The organism is Lawsonibacter faecis (genome assembly GCF_014287675.1).
In the GTDB taxonomy this organism is placed as follows: Bacteria; Bacillota; Clostridia; order Oscillospirales; family Oscillospiraceae; genus Pseudoflavonifractor; species Pseudoflavonifractor faecis.
Genome location: NZ_JACOPQ010000019.1, coordinates 54,333 through 70,148, shown reverse-complemented (window position 1 = coordinate 70,148; position 15,816 = coordinate 54,333). Strand labels below are relative to the sequence as shown.

The 15,816-nt window shown below is 61.7% G+C and carries 14 protein-coding genes; 4 read left to right on the top strand and 10 right to left on the bottom strand.

What is annotated here, in order from left to right; translation table 11 throughout:
• Positions 1-7 precede the first annotated feature (7 nt).
• Positions 8-139 carry an IS3 family transposase gene (locus H8S62_RS18745; RefSeq protein WP_423788670.1) on the top strand — a complete coding sequence of 44 codons (132 nt, stop codon included), beginning with the start codon at positions 8-10 and terminating at the stop codon, positions 137-139.
• An 88-nt stretch (positions 140-227) separates the two neighbouring features.
• Here the strand turns inward: H8S62_RS18745 and H8S62_RS18445 are convergent, their stop codons facing one another.
• From H8S62_RS18445 to H8S62_RS16925, 3 genes are all read right to left on the bottom strand, one after another.
• Positions 228-3,887, bottom strand: a complete 3,660-nt coding sequence (locus H8S62_RS18445) for an S-layer homology domain-containing protein (RefSeq protein ID WP_186920352.1) — start codon at positions 3,885-3,887, stop codon at positions 228-230.
• Between the two features lie 357 nt (positions 3,888-4,244).
• Positions 4,245-6,812 carry a heavy metal translocating P-type ATPase gene (locus H8S62_RS16930; protein WP_186920351.1) on the bottom strand — a complete coding sequence of 856 codons (2,568 nt, stop codon included), beginning with the start codon at positions 6,810-6,812 and terminating at the stop codon, positions 4,245-4,247.
• Between the two features lie 582 nt (positions 6,813-7,394).
• Entirely contained in the window at positions 7,395-7,658 is a 264-nt protein-coding gene (locus H8S62_RS16925) for a metal-sensing transcriptional repressor (RefSeq protein WP_155145676.1), read from the bottom strand.
• Positions 7,659-7,816: 158 nt separating this feature from the next.
• On the opposite strand from H8S62_RS16925, the gene H8S62_RS16920 reads away from it, so the two are divergent.
• The 3 genes from H8S62_RS16920 to H8S62_RS16910 are packed head-to-tail and all read left to right on the top strand — an operon-like array spanning position 7,817 to position 9,572.
• On the top strand, positions 7,817-8,173 hold the full coding sequence (locus H8S62_RS16920; protein ID WP_186920350.1) for a GntR family transcriptional regulator: 357 nt from the start codon (positions 7,817-7,819) through the stop codon (positions 8,171-8,173).
• Positions 8,170-8,880: an ATP-binding cassette domain-containing protein gene (locus H8S62_RS16915; protein WP_155145672.1), complete on the top strand. Its 711-nt coding sequence runs from the start codon at positions 8,170-8,172 to the stop codon at positions 8,878-8,880. The genes H8S62_RS16920 and H8S62_RS16915 overlap by 4 nt, the downstream gene beginning before the upstream one ends.
• Complete coding sequence (locus H8S62_RS16910) at positions 8,877-9,572, top strand: hypothetical protein (protein WP_186920349.1); 696 nt, start codon at positions 8,877-8,879, stop codon at positions 9,570-9,572. The genes H8S62_RS16915 and H8S62_RS16910 overlap by 4 nt, the downstream gene beginning before the upstream one ends.
• Positions 9,573-9,618: 46 nt before the next feature.
• On the opposite strand, the gene H8S62_RS16905 is transcribed toward H8S62_RS16910, so the two are convergent.
• From H8S62_RS16905 to H8S62_RS16875, 7 genes are all read right to left on the bottom strand, one after another.
• The gene (locus H8S62_RS16905; protein WP_155145668.1) at positions 9,619-9,831 is read right to left on the bottom strand and encodes a DUF378 domain-containing protein; all 213 of its coding nucleotides are present in this window, start codon (positions 9,829-9,831) and stop codon (positions 9,619-9,621) included.
• Positions 9,832-9,939: 108 nt separating this feature from the next.
• Positions 9,940-11,211, bottom strand: a complete 1,272-nt coding sequence (locus H8S62_RS16900; protein ID WP_155145666.1) for an MFS transporter — start codon at positions 11,209-11,211, stop codon at positions 9,940-9,942.
• Positions 11,212-11,266: 55 nt separating this feature from the next.
• The gene (locus H8S62_RS16895) at positions 11,267-11,557 is read right to left on the bottom strand and encodes a hypothetical protein (RefSeq protein ID WP_155145664.1); all 291 of its coding nucleotides are present in this window, start codon (positions 11,555-11,557) and stop codon (positions 11,267-11,269) included.
• Positions 11,558-11,650: 93 nt separating this feature from the next.
• The gene (locus H8S62_RS16890; RefSeq protein ID WP_155145662.1) at positions 11,651-12,304 is read right to left on the bottom strand and encodes a TetR/AcrR family transcriptional regulator; all 654 of its coding nucleotides are present in this window, start codon (positions 12,302-12,304) and stop codon (positions 11,651-11,653) included.
• Between the two features lie 116 nt (positions 12,305-12,420).
• Positions 12,421-12,840: a DUF2871 domain-containing protein gene (locus H8S62_RS16885; RefSeq protein WP_186920348.1), complete on the bottom strand. Its 420-nt coding sequence runs from the start codon at positions 12,838-12,840 to the stop codon at positions 12,421-12,423.
• A gap of 149 nt (positions 12,841-12,989) precedes the next feature.
• The gene (locus H8S62_RS16880) at positions 12,990-13,397 is read right to left on the bottom strand and encodes a cytidine deaminase (protein WP_155145658.1); all 408 of its coding nucleotides are present in this window, start codon (positions 13,395-13,397) and stop codon (positions 12,990-12,992) included.
• 204 nt (positions 13,398-13,601) lie between these two features.
• Positions 13,602-15,746 carry a sodium-translocating pyrophosphatase gene (locus H8S62_RS16875; RefSeq protein WP_173023796.1) on the bottom strand — a complete coding sequence of 715 codons (2,145 nt, stop codon included), beginning with the start codon at positions 15,744-15,746 and terminating at the stop codon, positions 13,602-13,604.
• Positions 15,747-15,816 lie beyond the last annotated feature (70 nt).

Here is a 15,816-nt window from a genome sequence, read left to right as displayed (position 1 = left end):
CGAGTGTATTTACAGGCATAAGCCGGACACCTTTGAAGAGGCCAACCATGCGATTGCCGAGTTTATTCACTTTTATAACTATGAGCGTATCCAAATAAAAACGGGAGAGGCGCCGCTTGCGCGCCACCTCTCCTCATAATCTGCTTTGCCTACTCACGGGCCGCTTTTTTGTGCTGTCTGAATAACTTGGGGCTGTTCATTGCCCCGGCGCTTTATAATGCGTGCCGCTACGGTTGGACGGTACTTACCGTCCAGTTCCCGTTAACCCACTCATAGGTTCCGGCGCTCAAGCTGCCGTACCCGTTATCGGAAGTGATAACGAGCAGGGATGTGGCGTCGGTTCCTTGAACAGTACCGCTGACAGTGATGCCGTCTGGAATTATGACAGTGGTATTTGCCGGAATGGTGTATTCATCGGGAAGAATGACTGTATCGCCTGACTTGAGAACGTTGTAAATCATTTTACCGCCGGTGACAGGGTCCTGATTATAAGCTTCTCTGCTGTATACCCGCAGATCCAGTACATCTTCCAGATCAATACCGGTGGCGACAAGCTCATCGCCATTGCGCATAACACGAATCAACTGTTTGCCGTCCTGCCCCAAGGTATTCGTGGCATCGTCTATGATAACCTTGTTGCCCATATTCAGGTTTTCCAGGCAGCGGAAGTTAACCACGTTGGGCACAACAGCATTTTCGGTGGTCTGAAGGGTACAACCTGTCAACGTCACAACAGCATTCTTCTCATACGGAGAATAATCATTAAAGCGAATGATATCCTGGTTGGCATCGGCATTACCATTATTAAAGCTATTAGAGAGATAGGTGTCGGTAATTGCGACACGAGCATTCCTAGTACCATTAAATACGAGGGTACTAAAACCATTACCTTCTCCATTGTATCCCCGGCCGATTAGCATGCTGTCACTCACTGTAAGAACGGGGTCAGTAATTTCCGTAGTATTGGAACGGTAGTACACTGCGGCATATCCGGTGAGGTTAGAGTCGTTAATTGTAAGCGTGACATGATTAATATCTTCAGTTTCCAAGCCCGGAACACCGACGAAAATACAGTAGTGAGAAGTATCGATGGTTACATGATCAAGGGTTACGGACTGATTTGACGCTCTGACGCTGATGCCGCAGGCGTTGGACCACTTATTTCCCTCCACTCCATTTTTATTGATAATTGTCGTATTCCTGAGCGTGAGTGCGACGGGGGTGTCGGACTCGTTAAACAGATGGAACACGCCCTGACGATTATTACCGCCGTCCGCTTTTCCGGTAATGGTATATCCGGCACCGTCGACGACAGCATCCTGCGCTATGACGATGGGCGCGGAAACCGTGATATTGTCACCCAGCTTAATGTTTCCACCCGCAGAAAGGACGAATGAGAGGGCATTTGCATCATTGACGATAACTGTGCCACGATTGATGAATGTTCCGTTGACAGTGAGTGCCTTTCCCGCATTGATGGTGAAGGTATAGGAGGCGGGGACCTTAAAAGAAATGTTCGCAGGAATGGTAAGAGCCTGATTCAGCACCGCGTTGTCCGGGGGAGATACGGATGCGTTTTCTACGCTGAGGGCAGTATATCCGCCACCATCCCCCATTCCACCGCAGAGAGAGACCGTCCAGTCTCCATTCTGATTGGCAGCTGTTCCGGTAAAATCAAAACCATCAACATTGCCGCCGGCACAGTAAGTCCAGCCCCCGAGAACGCCGATTGTGCCCTGCGTGCAGTGGACTTCGGCAGAGCTGCTACAGTCGGAGACCGTCACCGCAGCGGGGAGCTGCTGCAAATTGCCCGGAATGGTTCCCGCCTCGGTGATAGAGCCCCATAGTGAGCCTACATTATAATCGCCGGTAATAGCGGTCCCACGAACCTCGCAGTTCTCAAAGGATACGACAGCGTTGCTAACATTCTTATAATTATAAGTACTATAATTATAAATTTGGGCGACAATTCCTCCGGTAGACCAGGAACTCCAATCGTCTGTACCGTTGCCATCATAGTTGAGGCTGCTTTCGTTGTCGTCGCAAGGGTCATGACTGAGAATTGTACCGCCGTCGATCAGAATATTAGAAAAATCAGCCTTTCCGCCGATAACAAAACCCGCAACGGCGGCAGAGCGGTCATCAGAGGAAATGACGCAATTGGAAATGGTTACATTTTTAATCGTCGCGCCGCTAATTACACCAAAAAGTGCAGAGCCATCCAGCATGGAGTCAGTACATGAGGAGCGTGTAGTTACCTCCAGGCCTGAAATAGTCTTGTTATTGCCATCGAAGATGCCGCTAAACGGATGCACGTACCCGACGTAATCTTTCGATATCTCTTCATAGCCCTCGACTACAGCGCCCCAAGCCTTAATATATCGGCCGATGGGAGTCCACTCATGTCCGCCCAGGTCGATATCAATTCCCAGGGTGACCGCCTTCCCGGCAAAATCCTTCCCCTCGTTGACCAGCTTCGCCAGCCCGGCCAGCTCTGCCGCGGTGGACAGGGTAAAGGCGTCGGCGCTCTCGCTGTACCAGCCTGTGTCGGCGCTGGCGCCGTCCCAGGTGGAGACGGTGGGCACATAGCTTCCGCCGCCGGAGGGCTTGTCGGGCTTCTGCGTCTCCGTCTTGGTATCGGTGGTGCCGTCGGGCTTGGTGGTGGTGGTCTCGGTCTTGACGGTGCCGGCCTCGCCCTTGCTGTTGTTGGTGGTCTCGGTTTTGGTGGTGACGGTGTTGCCCTGTGCGTCCACCCTGGTCTCGGTGTGGGTGGTCACGGTGTTGGGGGTGGATACCTTCGCCTCGGCGGTGGTGGAGACGGCGCCCACGCTGCCCTTGCCGGTGACGGTCAGGCCCTCGGCGGCGTTCTCCACGGACGCAATATTCGCGCCGGCCTCAGCCTTCACCTGCGTGTTGGCGGCGCTCTCCGCCACCGCCACGCTGCCCACGGTGCCGGCGACGGTCAGCCTGGCGTCCGCGCCTGTCACCTCCACCGCGTCGGCCTTGGCGGACTTGGCGATCTCCACGCTGGCGGCGGCGCTGACGGCCACGGTGCCGACGGTGCTCCCGCCCTCGACGGAGACGGCGGCGGCGCCGTCCACCTTCACGGTGCCGGCGGACAGGTCCTTCGCCACCACCTTGCCCCCAATGGTGCCCGAGGCCACGACCACGCCAGCCGCGGTGCCGGTGAGGACCACTTCGCCCTCCCCGGCGGCCACGTTCACAACCACAAAGCCGTTGGCGTTGTCCACGGCCACCTCGCCGGGGGCGTTCACATACTCCACCACGGCCTTGTCCAGCAGGGCCATCATGGATGCGCGGTCAATATTGGCCGCGGGGGCTGCGGAGCCGTCGCCAACCCCGGTGAGAATGCCCATCTCGGCCAGGGGGGCCAGATAGCCCGCGGCCCAGTCGGCGACCTCCGCGCCGTCGGTGAAACGGCTCATGTCCGGCTCCCCGGCGGGGACGACGCCCACCGCCCGGCCAAGCATGACCATGGTCTCCTGGCGGCTGATCTGCGCGGTGGCGTTGCAGCTGACGCCGTCGCCCTTCATAATCCCGGCGGCGGTGCACTTGAGAATGGCGTCGGCGTACCACTCGTCGCCCTTCAGGTCGGAATAGGTGTTTTCCGCCTTCTCCGTGAGGCCGAACATCTTCACCAGAATGGTGGCCAGCTCGCTGCGGGAGAGGGGATTGGCGGGGTTAAAGTTCCCGTCGGAGTCGCCCTGCACGATGCCGAGCTGCGCCCAGCGGTCGATGGAGCCGGCGGCCCAACTCCCGGCCGCGTCCGCCATGACAGGCGCGGCCTGGGCGGGGAGGCAGGCAAGTGAGAATGCCATTGCCAGGCTCAGGAACAGCGCGAGTGTCCGTTTTCCTGCTCGATTCATTTCATTCCCTCCAGATTTTAGGGGATTTGTCTTTTGACCCAGGGTCAAAAGCAGCAAAGGGGTACCCCTTTGCTCATCCCTTCTGTTTGCGGAAAACAAAAACGCGCCGCCGATTTCAGAGCGCCGCACGCCTTATTTTCCTGTATTTTACTATACGACACACCCTTGCAAAAATCAAGACAAATGTCACAAAACTTGCTTTTTAAGACAGAATAAATCTTGTTGGTAACAGCAAAAAATATACGTTTACAATACCAGGTAAATCATTGAAATCTGATGTTACCAAGTCCGGAAAATGACACGGGATGACGGCAAAAGGCGCGGCGGGGAACACCCCCGCCGCGCCTTTTGTTCAGCTCAGGAAATGGAAGTTACCTCGTACCCGGCGTCCTCCACGGCCTTTTTGAGGTCCGCGTCCGCCACCTCCTGGGACAGGGTGACGGTGGCGGTCTTGGCCTCCACATCGGCCACGGCGGCGGTCACGCCGGCGACCGCACCGAGGGCCTTCTCGACGTGGGCCTTGCAGTGCGAGCACATCATGCCTTCCACGTTCAATTTCTTTTCCATCTTCTTTTCTCCTTTCAAAATCGGCTTCTGCCGGGGAATACTGTCCGACGCGCGGACTGTCGCGGGGGAGGCCTCCGCGCCCGTCCGGGGCGCGGGCTTGAAGAACTTGAGCCGCAGGGCGTTGCTGACCACGCACACCGACGAGAGGCTCATGGCCGCCGCGGCGAACATGGGGTTGAGCTGCATGTGGAAAATGGGGTAGAACACGCCCGCCGCCAGGGGGATGCCGATGATATTATAGATAAACGCCCAGAAGAGGTTTTCCTTGATGTTGCGGATGGTGGCCTTGCTGAGCCGAACGGCGGTCACCGCATCCAATAGGTCGCTCTTCATCAGGACAATGTCCGCCGACTCGATGGCCACGTCGGTCCCCGCGCCGATGGCGAGGCCCACGTCGGCCCTTGCCAGTGCGGGCGCGTCGTTGATGCCGTCGCCCACCATAGCCACCTTCTTCCCCTCGGCCTGGAGGGCGGCCACATGCCGCTCCTTGTCCTGGGGCAGGACCTCGGCAATCACCGTGTCCACGCCCAGCTCCCCGCCCACCGCCTCGGCGGTGCGCTGGTTGTCGCCGGTCAGCATCACGACCCGGATGCCCTGGGCCTTGAAGCCGGCCACCGCCTCGGCGCTGGTGGGCTTGGCGGTGTCCGCCACCGCCACCACGCCCAGGACGGCCCGGTTCTCCGCGAAGTAGAGGGGGGTCTTGCCCTGCTTGGCCAGCTCCTCCGCAATCATGCCGAAGCCGGCCAGCTCCACGCCGTTTTCCTCCATCATGGCCCGGTTGCCCGCCAGCACGTCCACGCCGTGGAGCGTGCCGGCGACGCCCCGGCCATGGACGGCCCGGAAGCCCTCGATGGGAGCCAGGGGGATGCGCCGCTCCTTCGCCTCGGCCACAATGGCGTCAGCCAGGGGGTGCTCGGAGGGCTTCTCCAGCGAGGCGGCCACGCAGAGAAGCTCCTCCGTGGTGGCGCCCTCGTTGGGGTAGCAGTCGGTGACTACCGGCTTGCCCTGGGTGAGGGTGCCCGTCTTGTCCAGCACCACCGTGTCGATGGTGTGCAGTGTCTCCAGGGCCTCGGCCGACTTGATGAGGATGCCGTTCTCCGCGCCTTTGCCGGTCCCCACCATAATGGCCACAGGGGTGGCCAGCCCCAGGGCGCAGGGACAGGAGATGACCAGCACCGCCACACCCGCCGTCAGCGCGCTGGTGCCGGAGCCGGTGGCGATGAGCCATACCGCGGCCGTCACCAGGGCGATGGCGATGACCACCGGGACGAAGACGCCCGCCACCTTGTCCGCCAGCTTGGCGATGGGGGCCTTGGAGGAGGCGGCCTCGTCCACCAGACGGATCATCTGGGCCAGGGTGGTGTCCTCGCCCACCCGCAGAGCCTTGAAGGTAAAGGAGCCGGACTTGTTGATGGAGGCCGCGGCCACCTTGTCGCCGGGACCCTTCTCCACCGGCAGGCTCTCGCCGGTGAGGGCGCTCTCGTCCACGGCGGAGTAGCCCTCGGCCACCTCGCCGTCCACCGGAATGCGTCCGCCGGGCTTTACCACGATGAGGTCGCCCACCGCCACGTCCTCGACGGGCAGCTCCAGCTCCTTCCCGTCCCGGATCACCGTGGCGGTTTTGGGCGCCAGATCCATCAGCCGGGTGATAGCCTCGCTGGTCTTGCCCTTGGAGCGGGTCTCCAGATACTTGCCCAGAGTGATGAGGGTGAGAATCATGCCCGCCGACTCGAAGTAGAGGTCCATGGACCACTGCTCCACCAGGGCCGTGTCGCCGTGGCCCAGCCCCCAGCCGATGTTGAAGAGGGCCACGATGCCGTACACAAAGGCGGCGGCGGAGCCGATGGCGATGAGGGAGTCCATATTGGGCGCGCCTTTAAAAAGGGTTTTGAAGCCCACCTTATAGTACTTGTCGTTGACGTACATGATGGGCAGCAGCAGCAGGAACTGGAGCAGGGCGAAAATCATGGCGTTGTGGACGCCGTGGAAGAGGGAGGGGAGGGGCCAGCCCATCATGTGCCCCATTGCGATGTAGAACAGGGGGATCAGGAAGCAGAAGGAGACGATAAGCCGCCGCTTCATGCGCTTCAATTCCTCGTCCATGGCCGGGGCCGCCGCCTTTTCAGCGGCCTTTCCGGCGGAGTCCGCGCCGGGGAGATAGGCCCCATAGCCCGCGTCTTGTACCGCCTGGATGACGGCGGCGCTGTCCGTCCTGGCGTCGTCGTAGTTCACCAGCATGGAGTTTCCCAGCAGATTGACGCTGACGCCCTCCACGCCCTCCACCTTGCCCACGGCCTTCTCCACATGGGCGGAGCAGGCCGAGCAGGTCATGCCGGTCACGTTGAATTTCTGCTTCATGGGGACACCACGCTTTCTGATTCGTATGCTCCGCCCATCCGTGCCTTCGGGCGCGTCCCAAGCGTTTCCCACAGGGAAACCTTGATGCCGGGCGAATTCATTTCGCCCCGGCAGATAAAATAAGAGGGGCCCCCGGCGAAAGCGGCGCTTTCGCGGGGAGCGGAGCAGGCCGGGCAGGTCATGGCGGTCACGTTGAATTTCTGCTTCATGGGGACACCGCGCTTTCTGATTCGTATGCTCCGCCCATCCGCGCCTTCGGGCGCGTCCCAAGCGTTTCCCACTGGGAAACCTTGATGCCGGGCGGATTCATTTCGCCCCGGCAGATAAAATAAGAGGGGCCCCCGGCGAAAGCGGCGCTTTCGCGGGGAGCGGAGCAGGCCGGGCAGGTCATGCCGGTCACGTTGAATTTCTGCTTCATGGGGACACCTTCCTTTGCATACGTGAAAAGTGGAGAGGCGGGTTGGATTCCCCGGCGGGAGACGACGCCCGTCCCCCTCGCGGGCGCCGCGCAGGGCGGGGCTTGCGGCCTGGCGGATGCCCCTTTCCCCGGGCGGGGGCGCCCCCGCTCCGGGTCTCGCCGGGCTACTTCAATATTCTTCCCAGAGTATCAGCAAGTTCATCCACCTTTTGCGCCCGCTCCTCGTCGGTCTTGGCCTCCTGGACGCAGTGCTTGAGGTGGGCGGTCAAAATCTCCTTGTTCACCCGGTTCAATATGGCCTCGGTGGCCATAATCTGCTGGGAGATATCAATGCAGTAGCGGTTCTCCTCCACCATTTTGAGAATTCCGTCCAGTTGTCCCCTGGCGGTCTTCAAAAGACGGGTAACTTTCTTTTCGTCGGCCATCATGGGCGTGCCCTCCGTATCACAAGTGTGGATAATACCCCCCGGGGGTGTAGTGTTAGTATAGAACTGCAATTCCCACCTGTCAAGTATTATTTTACTGCACTTGACATCTGCGTGATACAGTGTATTATGATATTAGTACACTGGGCGAGGTGATCACCGTGCGATTTTCCGCCAGCGCTCCCATCTATCTGCAGGTGATGGACCATATTAAGCGCGCCATTGTCTCGGGCGGTTTGAGGCCGGGCGAGCGGGTGGAGTCGGTACGGGCTCTGGCCGCACGGTACGGCATCAACCTCAACACCATGCAGCGCGCCTGCGCGGAGCTGGAGCGGGAGGGGCTTATTGAGACCCGCCGGGGAGTGGGCAGCTTCGTCACCGAGGACGCCGCCCGCCTCGCGGCCCTGCGGGAGCGCCTGGCGGCGGAGCTGACCGAGGAGTTCCTCGCCCGGATGGCGGCCCTGGGCTTCACGCGGGCGGAGACGGCCGCACGGCTGGAAAAGGAGGGGGAGCAGTGAGCGAGCGGCTGGAGGTCAGAGGCGTCTATCAGGACTTCGGCGAGAACCGGGTTCTTGCCGGCTGCGATTTTACCCTGTCGCCGGGACGGATCGTGGGCCTTTTGGGCCACAACGGCGCGGGGAAGAGCACGCTTTTGAAGATTCTCTCCGGCGGTCTGCGGCCCACCGGGGGGACCATCCTCCTGGACGGGCAGCGGATTACAAGGAAGCGCCGCCCCCAAGTGGCCTATATGGCGGACCACATTCTTCTGCCGGGCGAGCTGAAGGTGAAGCGGGGCGTCTCCTATTACGCCGACCTCTTTCCCAACTTTGACCCCGCCCGGGCCGACGCCCTGTGCGAGGAGCTGTCGGTGCCCGGGGAGCAGCGGATCTCCCTGCTCCCCAAGGGGATGGCGGAGCGGCTGGACCTGGCCCTCCTCCTGTCGCGGGACGCCCGGCTCTATCTGCTGGACGAGCCGCTGGGCGGCGTGGACCCGGTGGAGCGCGCCAGGCTCCTGCGCATGGTGCTGGACTTCCCGGACGGGGAGCGGACCATTCTCATGGCCACACATCTGGTCCACGATATTGAGCCCGTTCTGGACGACGTGCTCTTCCTGCGGGAGGGGAAAATCTGTCTTCAGGCCTCCGCCGAGGAGATCCGCGCCCAATACGGCCAATCGGTGGAGGAGCACTATATGGCGGTGTTTGAAGGGGGCGGGGGCGTATGAAGGGCCTGCTGAAGAGCGCCAAGTGGGAGCTGCGGCAGGGAGGCTCGCCCGCGATATTCCTCCTCGGGGGCCTGATAGCCATATGCGGCATGCCGGTGGTGGCCCTTTTGGAAAGTCAGGCCATATTCCGCGTCTGGTGCGGGATGGGCATCCAGGTTATCTTTGTTATGAACTGCGCTGCCAGCTTTATCGGGTGGAGCACCGGCCCGGCCCGCGTGCTGGAGCGGACGGCGGGCCGCCCCGCCTGGCAGAGCCTCGGTGGAAAGGTGCTGGCCTGGGGCGTCCTTTTGGCGGTGGGGGAGGGGATGCGGCAGGGCCTGACGGCGCTCTATGTGGAGCGGAGCCGGGTCATGCTTGCGTTCGCCGAAGAGAACGGACTGGATGTCTTCTCTCCTGACAAGGCCGCGCCCTGGCTGGGCTGGGACGCCTTCGGCCTCTCCCTGCTCCTTGGCCTGACAGTCTGCCTGTGGGTGGCGGCGTTCAGCGCCCTGATGGCGGGCGGGGCGCCGGTATCCAGAACACGGCCGATGGAGATCGGCACAACAGCCGCGCTGGCGGGCGTCGCGCTGGCGGCGTTTTGGTTTGATCAGGCAGAAAAGGGGCGCATCCTCCCGGTGATTCCGTGCTGTGCGGGCATCTCCGTCCTCTGCTTCCTGCTGACCTGCCTCCTGCTGGAGAAGCGGTCGAACTAACAAAAAAGAACGTACTGCCGCGGCAGTACGTTCTTTTTCGCGTGTTTCAGGTCTTTTCGTCCACGGTATCCCGCTCACGGAAGAGCAGGGAGATGCACCAGATGGCGGCCAGTCCCACCAGGGTGTAGATGACCCGGGAGACGGCGCTCTGGGAGCCACCGAATGCGAAGGCCACCAGGTCGAAGCCGAAAATACCGATGCTGCCCCAGTTGAGTCCGCCGATGATGGCCAGAATCAGGGCAATCTTATCCATGATCATGCCAAGAAACCTCCTCTAAATGGATTTCCAGGCATAGCATCGCCCCATTCGCGGCAAATTATACATGATTTTTCAAATTGAAACCATCCGGGGCGGCCCGGCAGGCCGTTACGCCTCCGCCCCGGCCCCGGTCTCCGTCCCGAAGGCGTCCACCGCGCGGCCCAGGGCCCGGCCGGTGACGGCGGTAAGCGCCAGGCTCACCGCCATGCCGAAGGCCACCACCATCCAGACGCCGCTCCCGGCGGCCTCGAAGAGCACGCCGTACATGGCCTGCCCCAGGGGCATGGCGCACACGCAGATGGCGGAGACGAAGGAGGACACCTTTCCCAGCAGAGGGGTGGGGGTCTGCTGCTGGAGGTAGGTCTGGGCGAAGATGCTGAACAGCGCCGAGCAACCCATGCCCACCAGCACGCACACGACGATGATGCCGTAGGTGGCGAGGGGGGCGAGCCCCAGCGCCAGCGCCAGCACGATGGGCAGCATGAGGATGGCGGTCACGCCCACCAGCAGATAGGACTGCCGGAAGGCCATGCGCTTGGCCATGACCACGGAGAGCAGCCCGCCCAGGATGGAGCCCAGGCCCAGCGCGGCCTCCGCGTAGCTGTAGAGCTCGGCGGACAGGCCCAGGAAGGTCTTGATGAGGTAGGGCAGCCCCACGATGAAAAGCGCGGACAAAAAGAGGTTGATCGCCGCCATGATGAAGAGGAAGCCCCAGAGCTGGGGCTTCTCGCGGCGGAGGAAGTGGAGGGCGTCGCCCAGGTCGGACCGAATCTGGGTGACGGCCCCGCCGGTGCGCCCGGGCTTCTCGTAGGGGATGCGGATGAACAGCTCCAGGATGGCGGAGGCGAAGAAGCAGACCGCGCTGGCCGCCAGAATGGGGAAGACACCCACCCGGGCGTAGAGAATGCCGCCCAGGATGGGCCCCAGCAGCGTGGACACCGCCTGCACCTGCATGGCCACGCCGTTGGCGGCCATCAGGTTCTCGTCGGAGGAGAGCAGGGGAATGGCGGACATGACCGAGGGCTGGTAGCAGGCCTGGATGACCGACAGGAGCATCATCATCACCGCCACGGCCGCCACGCCGCCCCCCGCCCCGAAGACCAGGAGGAAAGCCGCCACCAGCGCGGCGGTGGCGAAGTCCAGCACGTACATGATGCGCTGCCGGGGGAAGCGGTCGGCAATCACGCCGCCGATGGGGGAGAGCAGCACGGTGGGAATCATGGACAGGGCCAGGATTCCGCCGAAAATCGCGGCGTTTCCCGTCGCGTCCAGCACGTAGAGGGGCAGGGCGAAGCGGAGGATGGCATTGCCGAAGAGGGAGATAATCTGTCCGATGATCATCATGGTAAAGTTGCGGTTGAATAGTTTGGCCGGTTTCATAGTCGTTCCCCTTTTACTGATAAACTAGTTTCTGCTTTAAAACAGACGCTGAAGATTATTTTTTTCTGAAAAGCGCCCACTCCAAAATTCCGGCGCCGATGACCAGTCCGCCGCTGATTAGGCACACCCTTGCCGCGGTGCGGCTTCCCCGCCCGGCGAGGTGAAATGCGCCGGCGGCCAGCCCCACGCCCGTCAGAAGGCTGACGGACTTGCACACAAGGCGGACCGGCCGGTGGCGGCAGGCGCGCGTTAAGGACCTGTCGAGTTGATCCGCCGCGCCCTCCACGGTCCTCTCCAATGCGTCTCCCATGCGTTCCACCGCAGCGTCGAATTGCTCCTCCGTCATCGCAGCAGCGCCTCCTTTTCAATCTCATTTTAATAATACCGACGGTTGGTATGTATCTTGTCCGAAAAAACCGCCCCATTGCGGGGCGGCGCTTCAGAGGGAAGGGGCGGGCAGGCAGGCCATAATGTCGTCATAGTAGCGCATGGCCACATCGATGAGCTCTTGGTTTAAAATCGGCAGTCCCAGGCTGTCTGTCATGGATTTCAGAAAGGCAATTTTGGCGGTGAAGTCCGCCCGGTCGCCGATGAAGACGCCCACCCACATATTCATGAGCAGCATGAAGGCCTCGGCCGTCTCCCTGGGCTGCGCCACATGGAGGGAGCCGTCGGCATTTCCCTCCCGAATCAGCACCTCGACAACAGGGGCGGCGTCCCGCACGGTGGACTCCAGGGCCAGCAATACCAGCCTTGGGTTGAGCTTGATGCTGACTGACATTTTGTCCAGGTCCAGCTTGGCGGGGTCGGAGAGGAGAAAACCGAACAGACCCCGCATTTTCTCCAGCGCGTTCCGCCCTGGAAATTTGGTGGCGTCCCTCATCCAGTCCTTGGACTCGTAGTACTGGTCGGTAATGCGGTCGTAGACGTCCTCCTTGGACTTAAAGTGGTGGTAAAAGGCGCCCTTGCTCATGCCTGTCGCCGCTACGATATCGGCAATGGTGGTGTGCTCATAGCCGCGCTCGGCAAAAAGACGTCTTGAGACAGACAAAATTTTCTCCACCGTCTCCTCCGGGTGCTTGTTGCGGGCCATTGGGCATATCTCCTTTGTATATATACATACCGTCGGTATGTATATAATAGCGCATGCCGGGGCCGCTGTCAACAGAGAAATTCAAAAGCGGCCCCCTTAAAGGGGCCGCTCTGTTCTCAGTCCCTGCCGGGCGCGGCCCTGCGCAGGGCCAGGAAGAAGAGGACCAGTCCGGCGCCGGTTAGGATGTGGCCGATACCCGCGACGCCGGAGACAGCGGCGTCCATCCCCCGGGAAAGCTCCATACCCAGCACCTGGGGGATGCCCCGGACGAGCAGCATCACCACAGTCAGAGGCACGCCGATATTGTATACCACCAGAAAGCCCCTAAAGAGCCTGGTCTGGCCCAGGGGCAGCCTGGCGGCGAAAAGCGCGGCAAGGAGGAACATGACCATGCCCAGGAGGAAGAGATGGGTATGTACCACGCCCAGGGCGGTCCGGCCGGTAAAGCCGTTGAATTTTGTAAACTCCCGGTAGAACACGCCGCCGGCCATGGCGAGAATGGCATAGAGGAAGCCGATGTTGAGCAGCTTTTTCATTGATAGCACCCCTTTTAAATAATAAGTTTCGTTACTGATATATATGAACAATGTTCATTATAGAGCATCCCATGCCGGCTGTCAAGAGGGGCAGGGGACAAAAAAACAGCGCCGCATTGCCGCAGCGCTGTTTCATACTGAGGGGACGCTCAGCCGCCCTCCTGCTCCAGGTCCTTGGGGCCGAAGCCGTGGGGCATGAGATCGTGGAGGGGCAGGGTGACGAAGTCATGGTCGCCCCGGGCCACCAGCACGGTGAGGCCGGGCGCAAATTCGTAGAGCATCTGGCGGCAGGCGCCGCAGGGCCAGCAGTAGTCCTTAGAGTTGCCCACAACGGCGATCCGGACGAAGTCGTCACGGTGCCCCTCGCTGACCGCCTTGACGAGGGCGGTGCGCTCTGCGCAGATGGAGGAGCCGTAGGCGGCGTTCTCCACGTTGCAGCCGGTAAAGACGGTGCCGTCGGCGCACTCGATGGCCGCCCCCACAGGGAAGCCGGAGTAGGGGACGTAGGAGCGTTCCAGCATGGTAAAGGCGCGTTCGACCAATTCCTTATCTGTCATAGAGACGTCCTCCTTGAGAGTTGGTATCCACAGTATAGCACAGAAAACCATCAGAAATGAAGGACAAATGAGGAAAATATCACAAAAAACAGCCCTGAGCAGCCCGCGGCCCGACGCATCAAAACGGCGCGGCGCGCCCGAACGCTTATTCCCGGAACAATATAAAAGGGAAGGGCGCGTTCGCGCCCTTCCCTATATCATATCTTATTTAAACAGATTGAAATTCACAATCAGGGTCGAGAACACGATGGAGACCGTGGAGCAGAGCTTGATGAGGATGTTGAGGGAGGGGCCGGAGGTGTCCTTGAAGGGGTCGCCCACGGTGTCGCCGATGACGGCGGCCTTGTGGCAGTCGGAACCCTTGCCGCCGTGCTTGCCGCCCTCAATGTACTTCTTGGCGTTGTCCCAGGCGCCGCCGGCGTTGGACATGAACACGGCCACCACGAAGCCGGTGACGGTGACGCCGCCCAGCAGGCCCACAACGCCCTCCGCGCCCAGAATCAGGCCGGTGATAATGGGCACGATGACGGCCAGCAGGGAGGGGGCGATCATCTCGTGGAGCGCGCCGCGGGTGCAGAGATCCACGCATGCGGCGTAGTCGGGATCGGTTTTGCCCTCCATGATGCCCTGAATCTCGCGGAACTGGCGGCGGACCTCCACCACGATGGACTGGGCCGCCCGCTGGACGCCGCTCATGGTCATGGCGGCGAACATAAAGGTGAGCATCGCGCCGATAAAGAGGCCCACCAGCACGGCGGGGTTGGTGAGGGAGAGGTCCAGCAGGTGCCCGTCGCCCATCTCGGCCAGCTTGCCGTTGACCACGTCCACGTAGGAGACCAGCAGGGCCAGGGCGGTCAGGGCCGCGGAGCCGATGGCGAAGCCCTTGCCGGTGGCGGCGGTGGTGTTGCCCAGGGAGTCCAGGGCGTCGGTCCGCTCGCGGACCTCCTCGCCCAGGCCGCTCATCTCGGCGATGCCGCCGGCGTTGTCGGCCACGGGGCCGTAGGCGTCGGTGGCCAGGGTGATGCCCAGGGTGGAGAGCATGCCGACGGCGGCGATGCCGATGCCGTAGAGACCCTTGCTGAACAGGGCGGCGTAGTCGGCGCTGTTGGTGGACAGGGAGCCGCCGGCGGACAGGAAGGCCACGATGACGGCGATGGCGATGATGACGATGGGGGCGGCGGTGGACTTCATGCCCAGGGAGATGCCGCCGATGATGGTGGTGGCCGCGCCGGTCTCGGTGGAATCGGCCAGGGTCTGGGTGGGCTTATAAGTATCGGAGGTGTAGTACTCGGTGAAGTAGCCGATGGCGCAGCCCGCCACCAGGCCGGCCAGAATGGCCACGTACACGCCCATGTACTCGCTGCCCAGAATGAACCAGGTCAGAGGGGCGGCCAGTATGGCGGCCAGAGCGGCGGCGGTGTAGGTGCCCTTGCGCAGGGTGGCCAGGAGGCTCTTCTGGGTGGCGTCCTCCTTGGTGCGGATGAGGAAGGTGCCCAGGATGGAGCAGAGCACACCCACCACGGCGATGGCCACGGGCAGGAGCATGGCGTTCCAGCCCTTGCCCAGCGCGCCGTAGGCGCTGGCGCCCAGGGCGAAGGTGGCGAGGATGGAGCCCACGTAGCTCTCGTAGAGGTCCGCGCCCATGCCGGCCACGTCGCCCACGTTGTCGCCCACGTTGTCGGCGATGGTGGCGGGGTTGCGGGGGTCGTCCTCGGGGATGCCCGCCTCCACCTTGCCCACAAGGTCCGCGCCCACGTCGGCGGCCTTGGTGAAGATGCCGCCGCCCACACGGGCGAAGAGGGCCATGGAGGACGCGCCCATGCCGAACATGACCATGGTCTGGGCGATCTCACTGAAGGGCAGGTGGAAGCCGTAGTTGAGGATGATGAACCACACGCTGATGTCCAGAAGGCCCAGGCCCACCACAGTGAAGCCCATGACCGCGCCGGAGGAGAACGCCACGTTGAGGCCCTTGTTCAGGCTCTCGTGGGCGGCGTGGGCAGTGCGGGCGTTGGAGCTGGTGGCGATTTTCATGCCCACGAAGCCCGCCAGAGCGGAGTAGAACCCGCCGGTGACGAAGGCGAAGGGCACGAAGGGGGAGACGAACTTCACCACCGCCAGTATCGCAAGAATGATGACCATGACGATGAAGAACTTGACGACGGTGGTGTACTGGCGCTTGAGATAGGCGTTCGCGCCCTGGCGGATGGAGGCGGCAATCTTTTTCATCAGGTCGGTGCCCTCTGAGAACCTGAGCACCTTCCGGCTTTGGAACAGGGCGAAGAGCAGGGCCAGTACGGCGCCTACCAGGCCGATCCAAAAGAGGTTTTGAGCTTCCAAATTTCCCACTCCTTTTGCAATTAGCGCAGGGGTTCGGCTTAAGTTAACGCGGGTCTTCGCCGGAGCGGACGATGCTTAA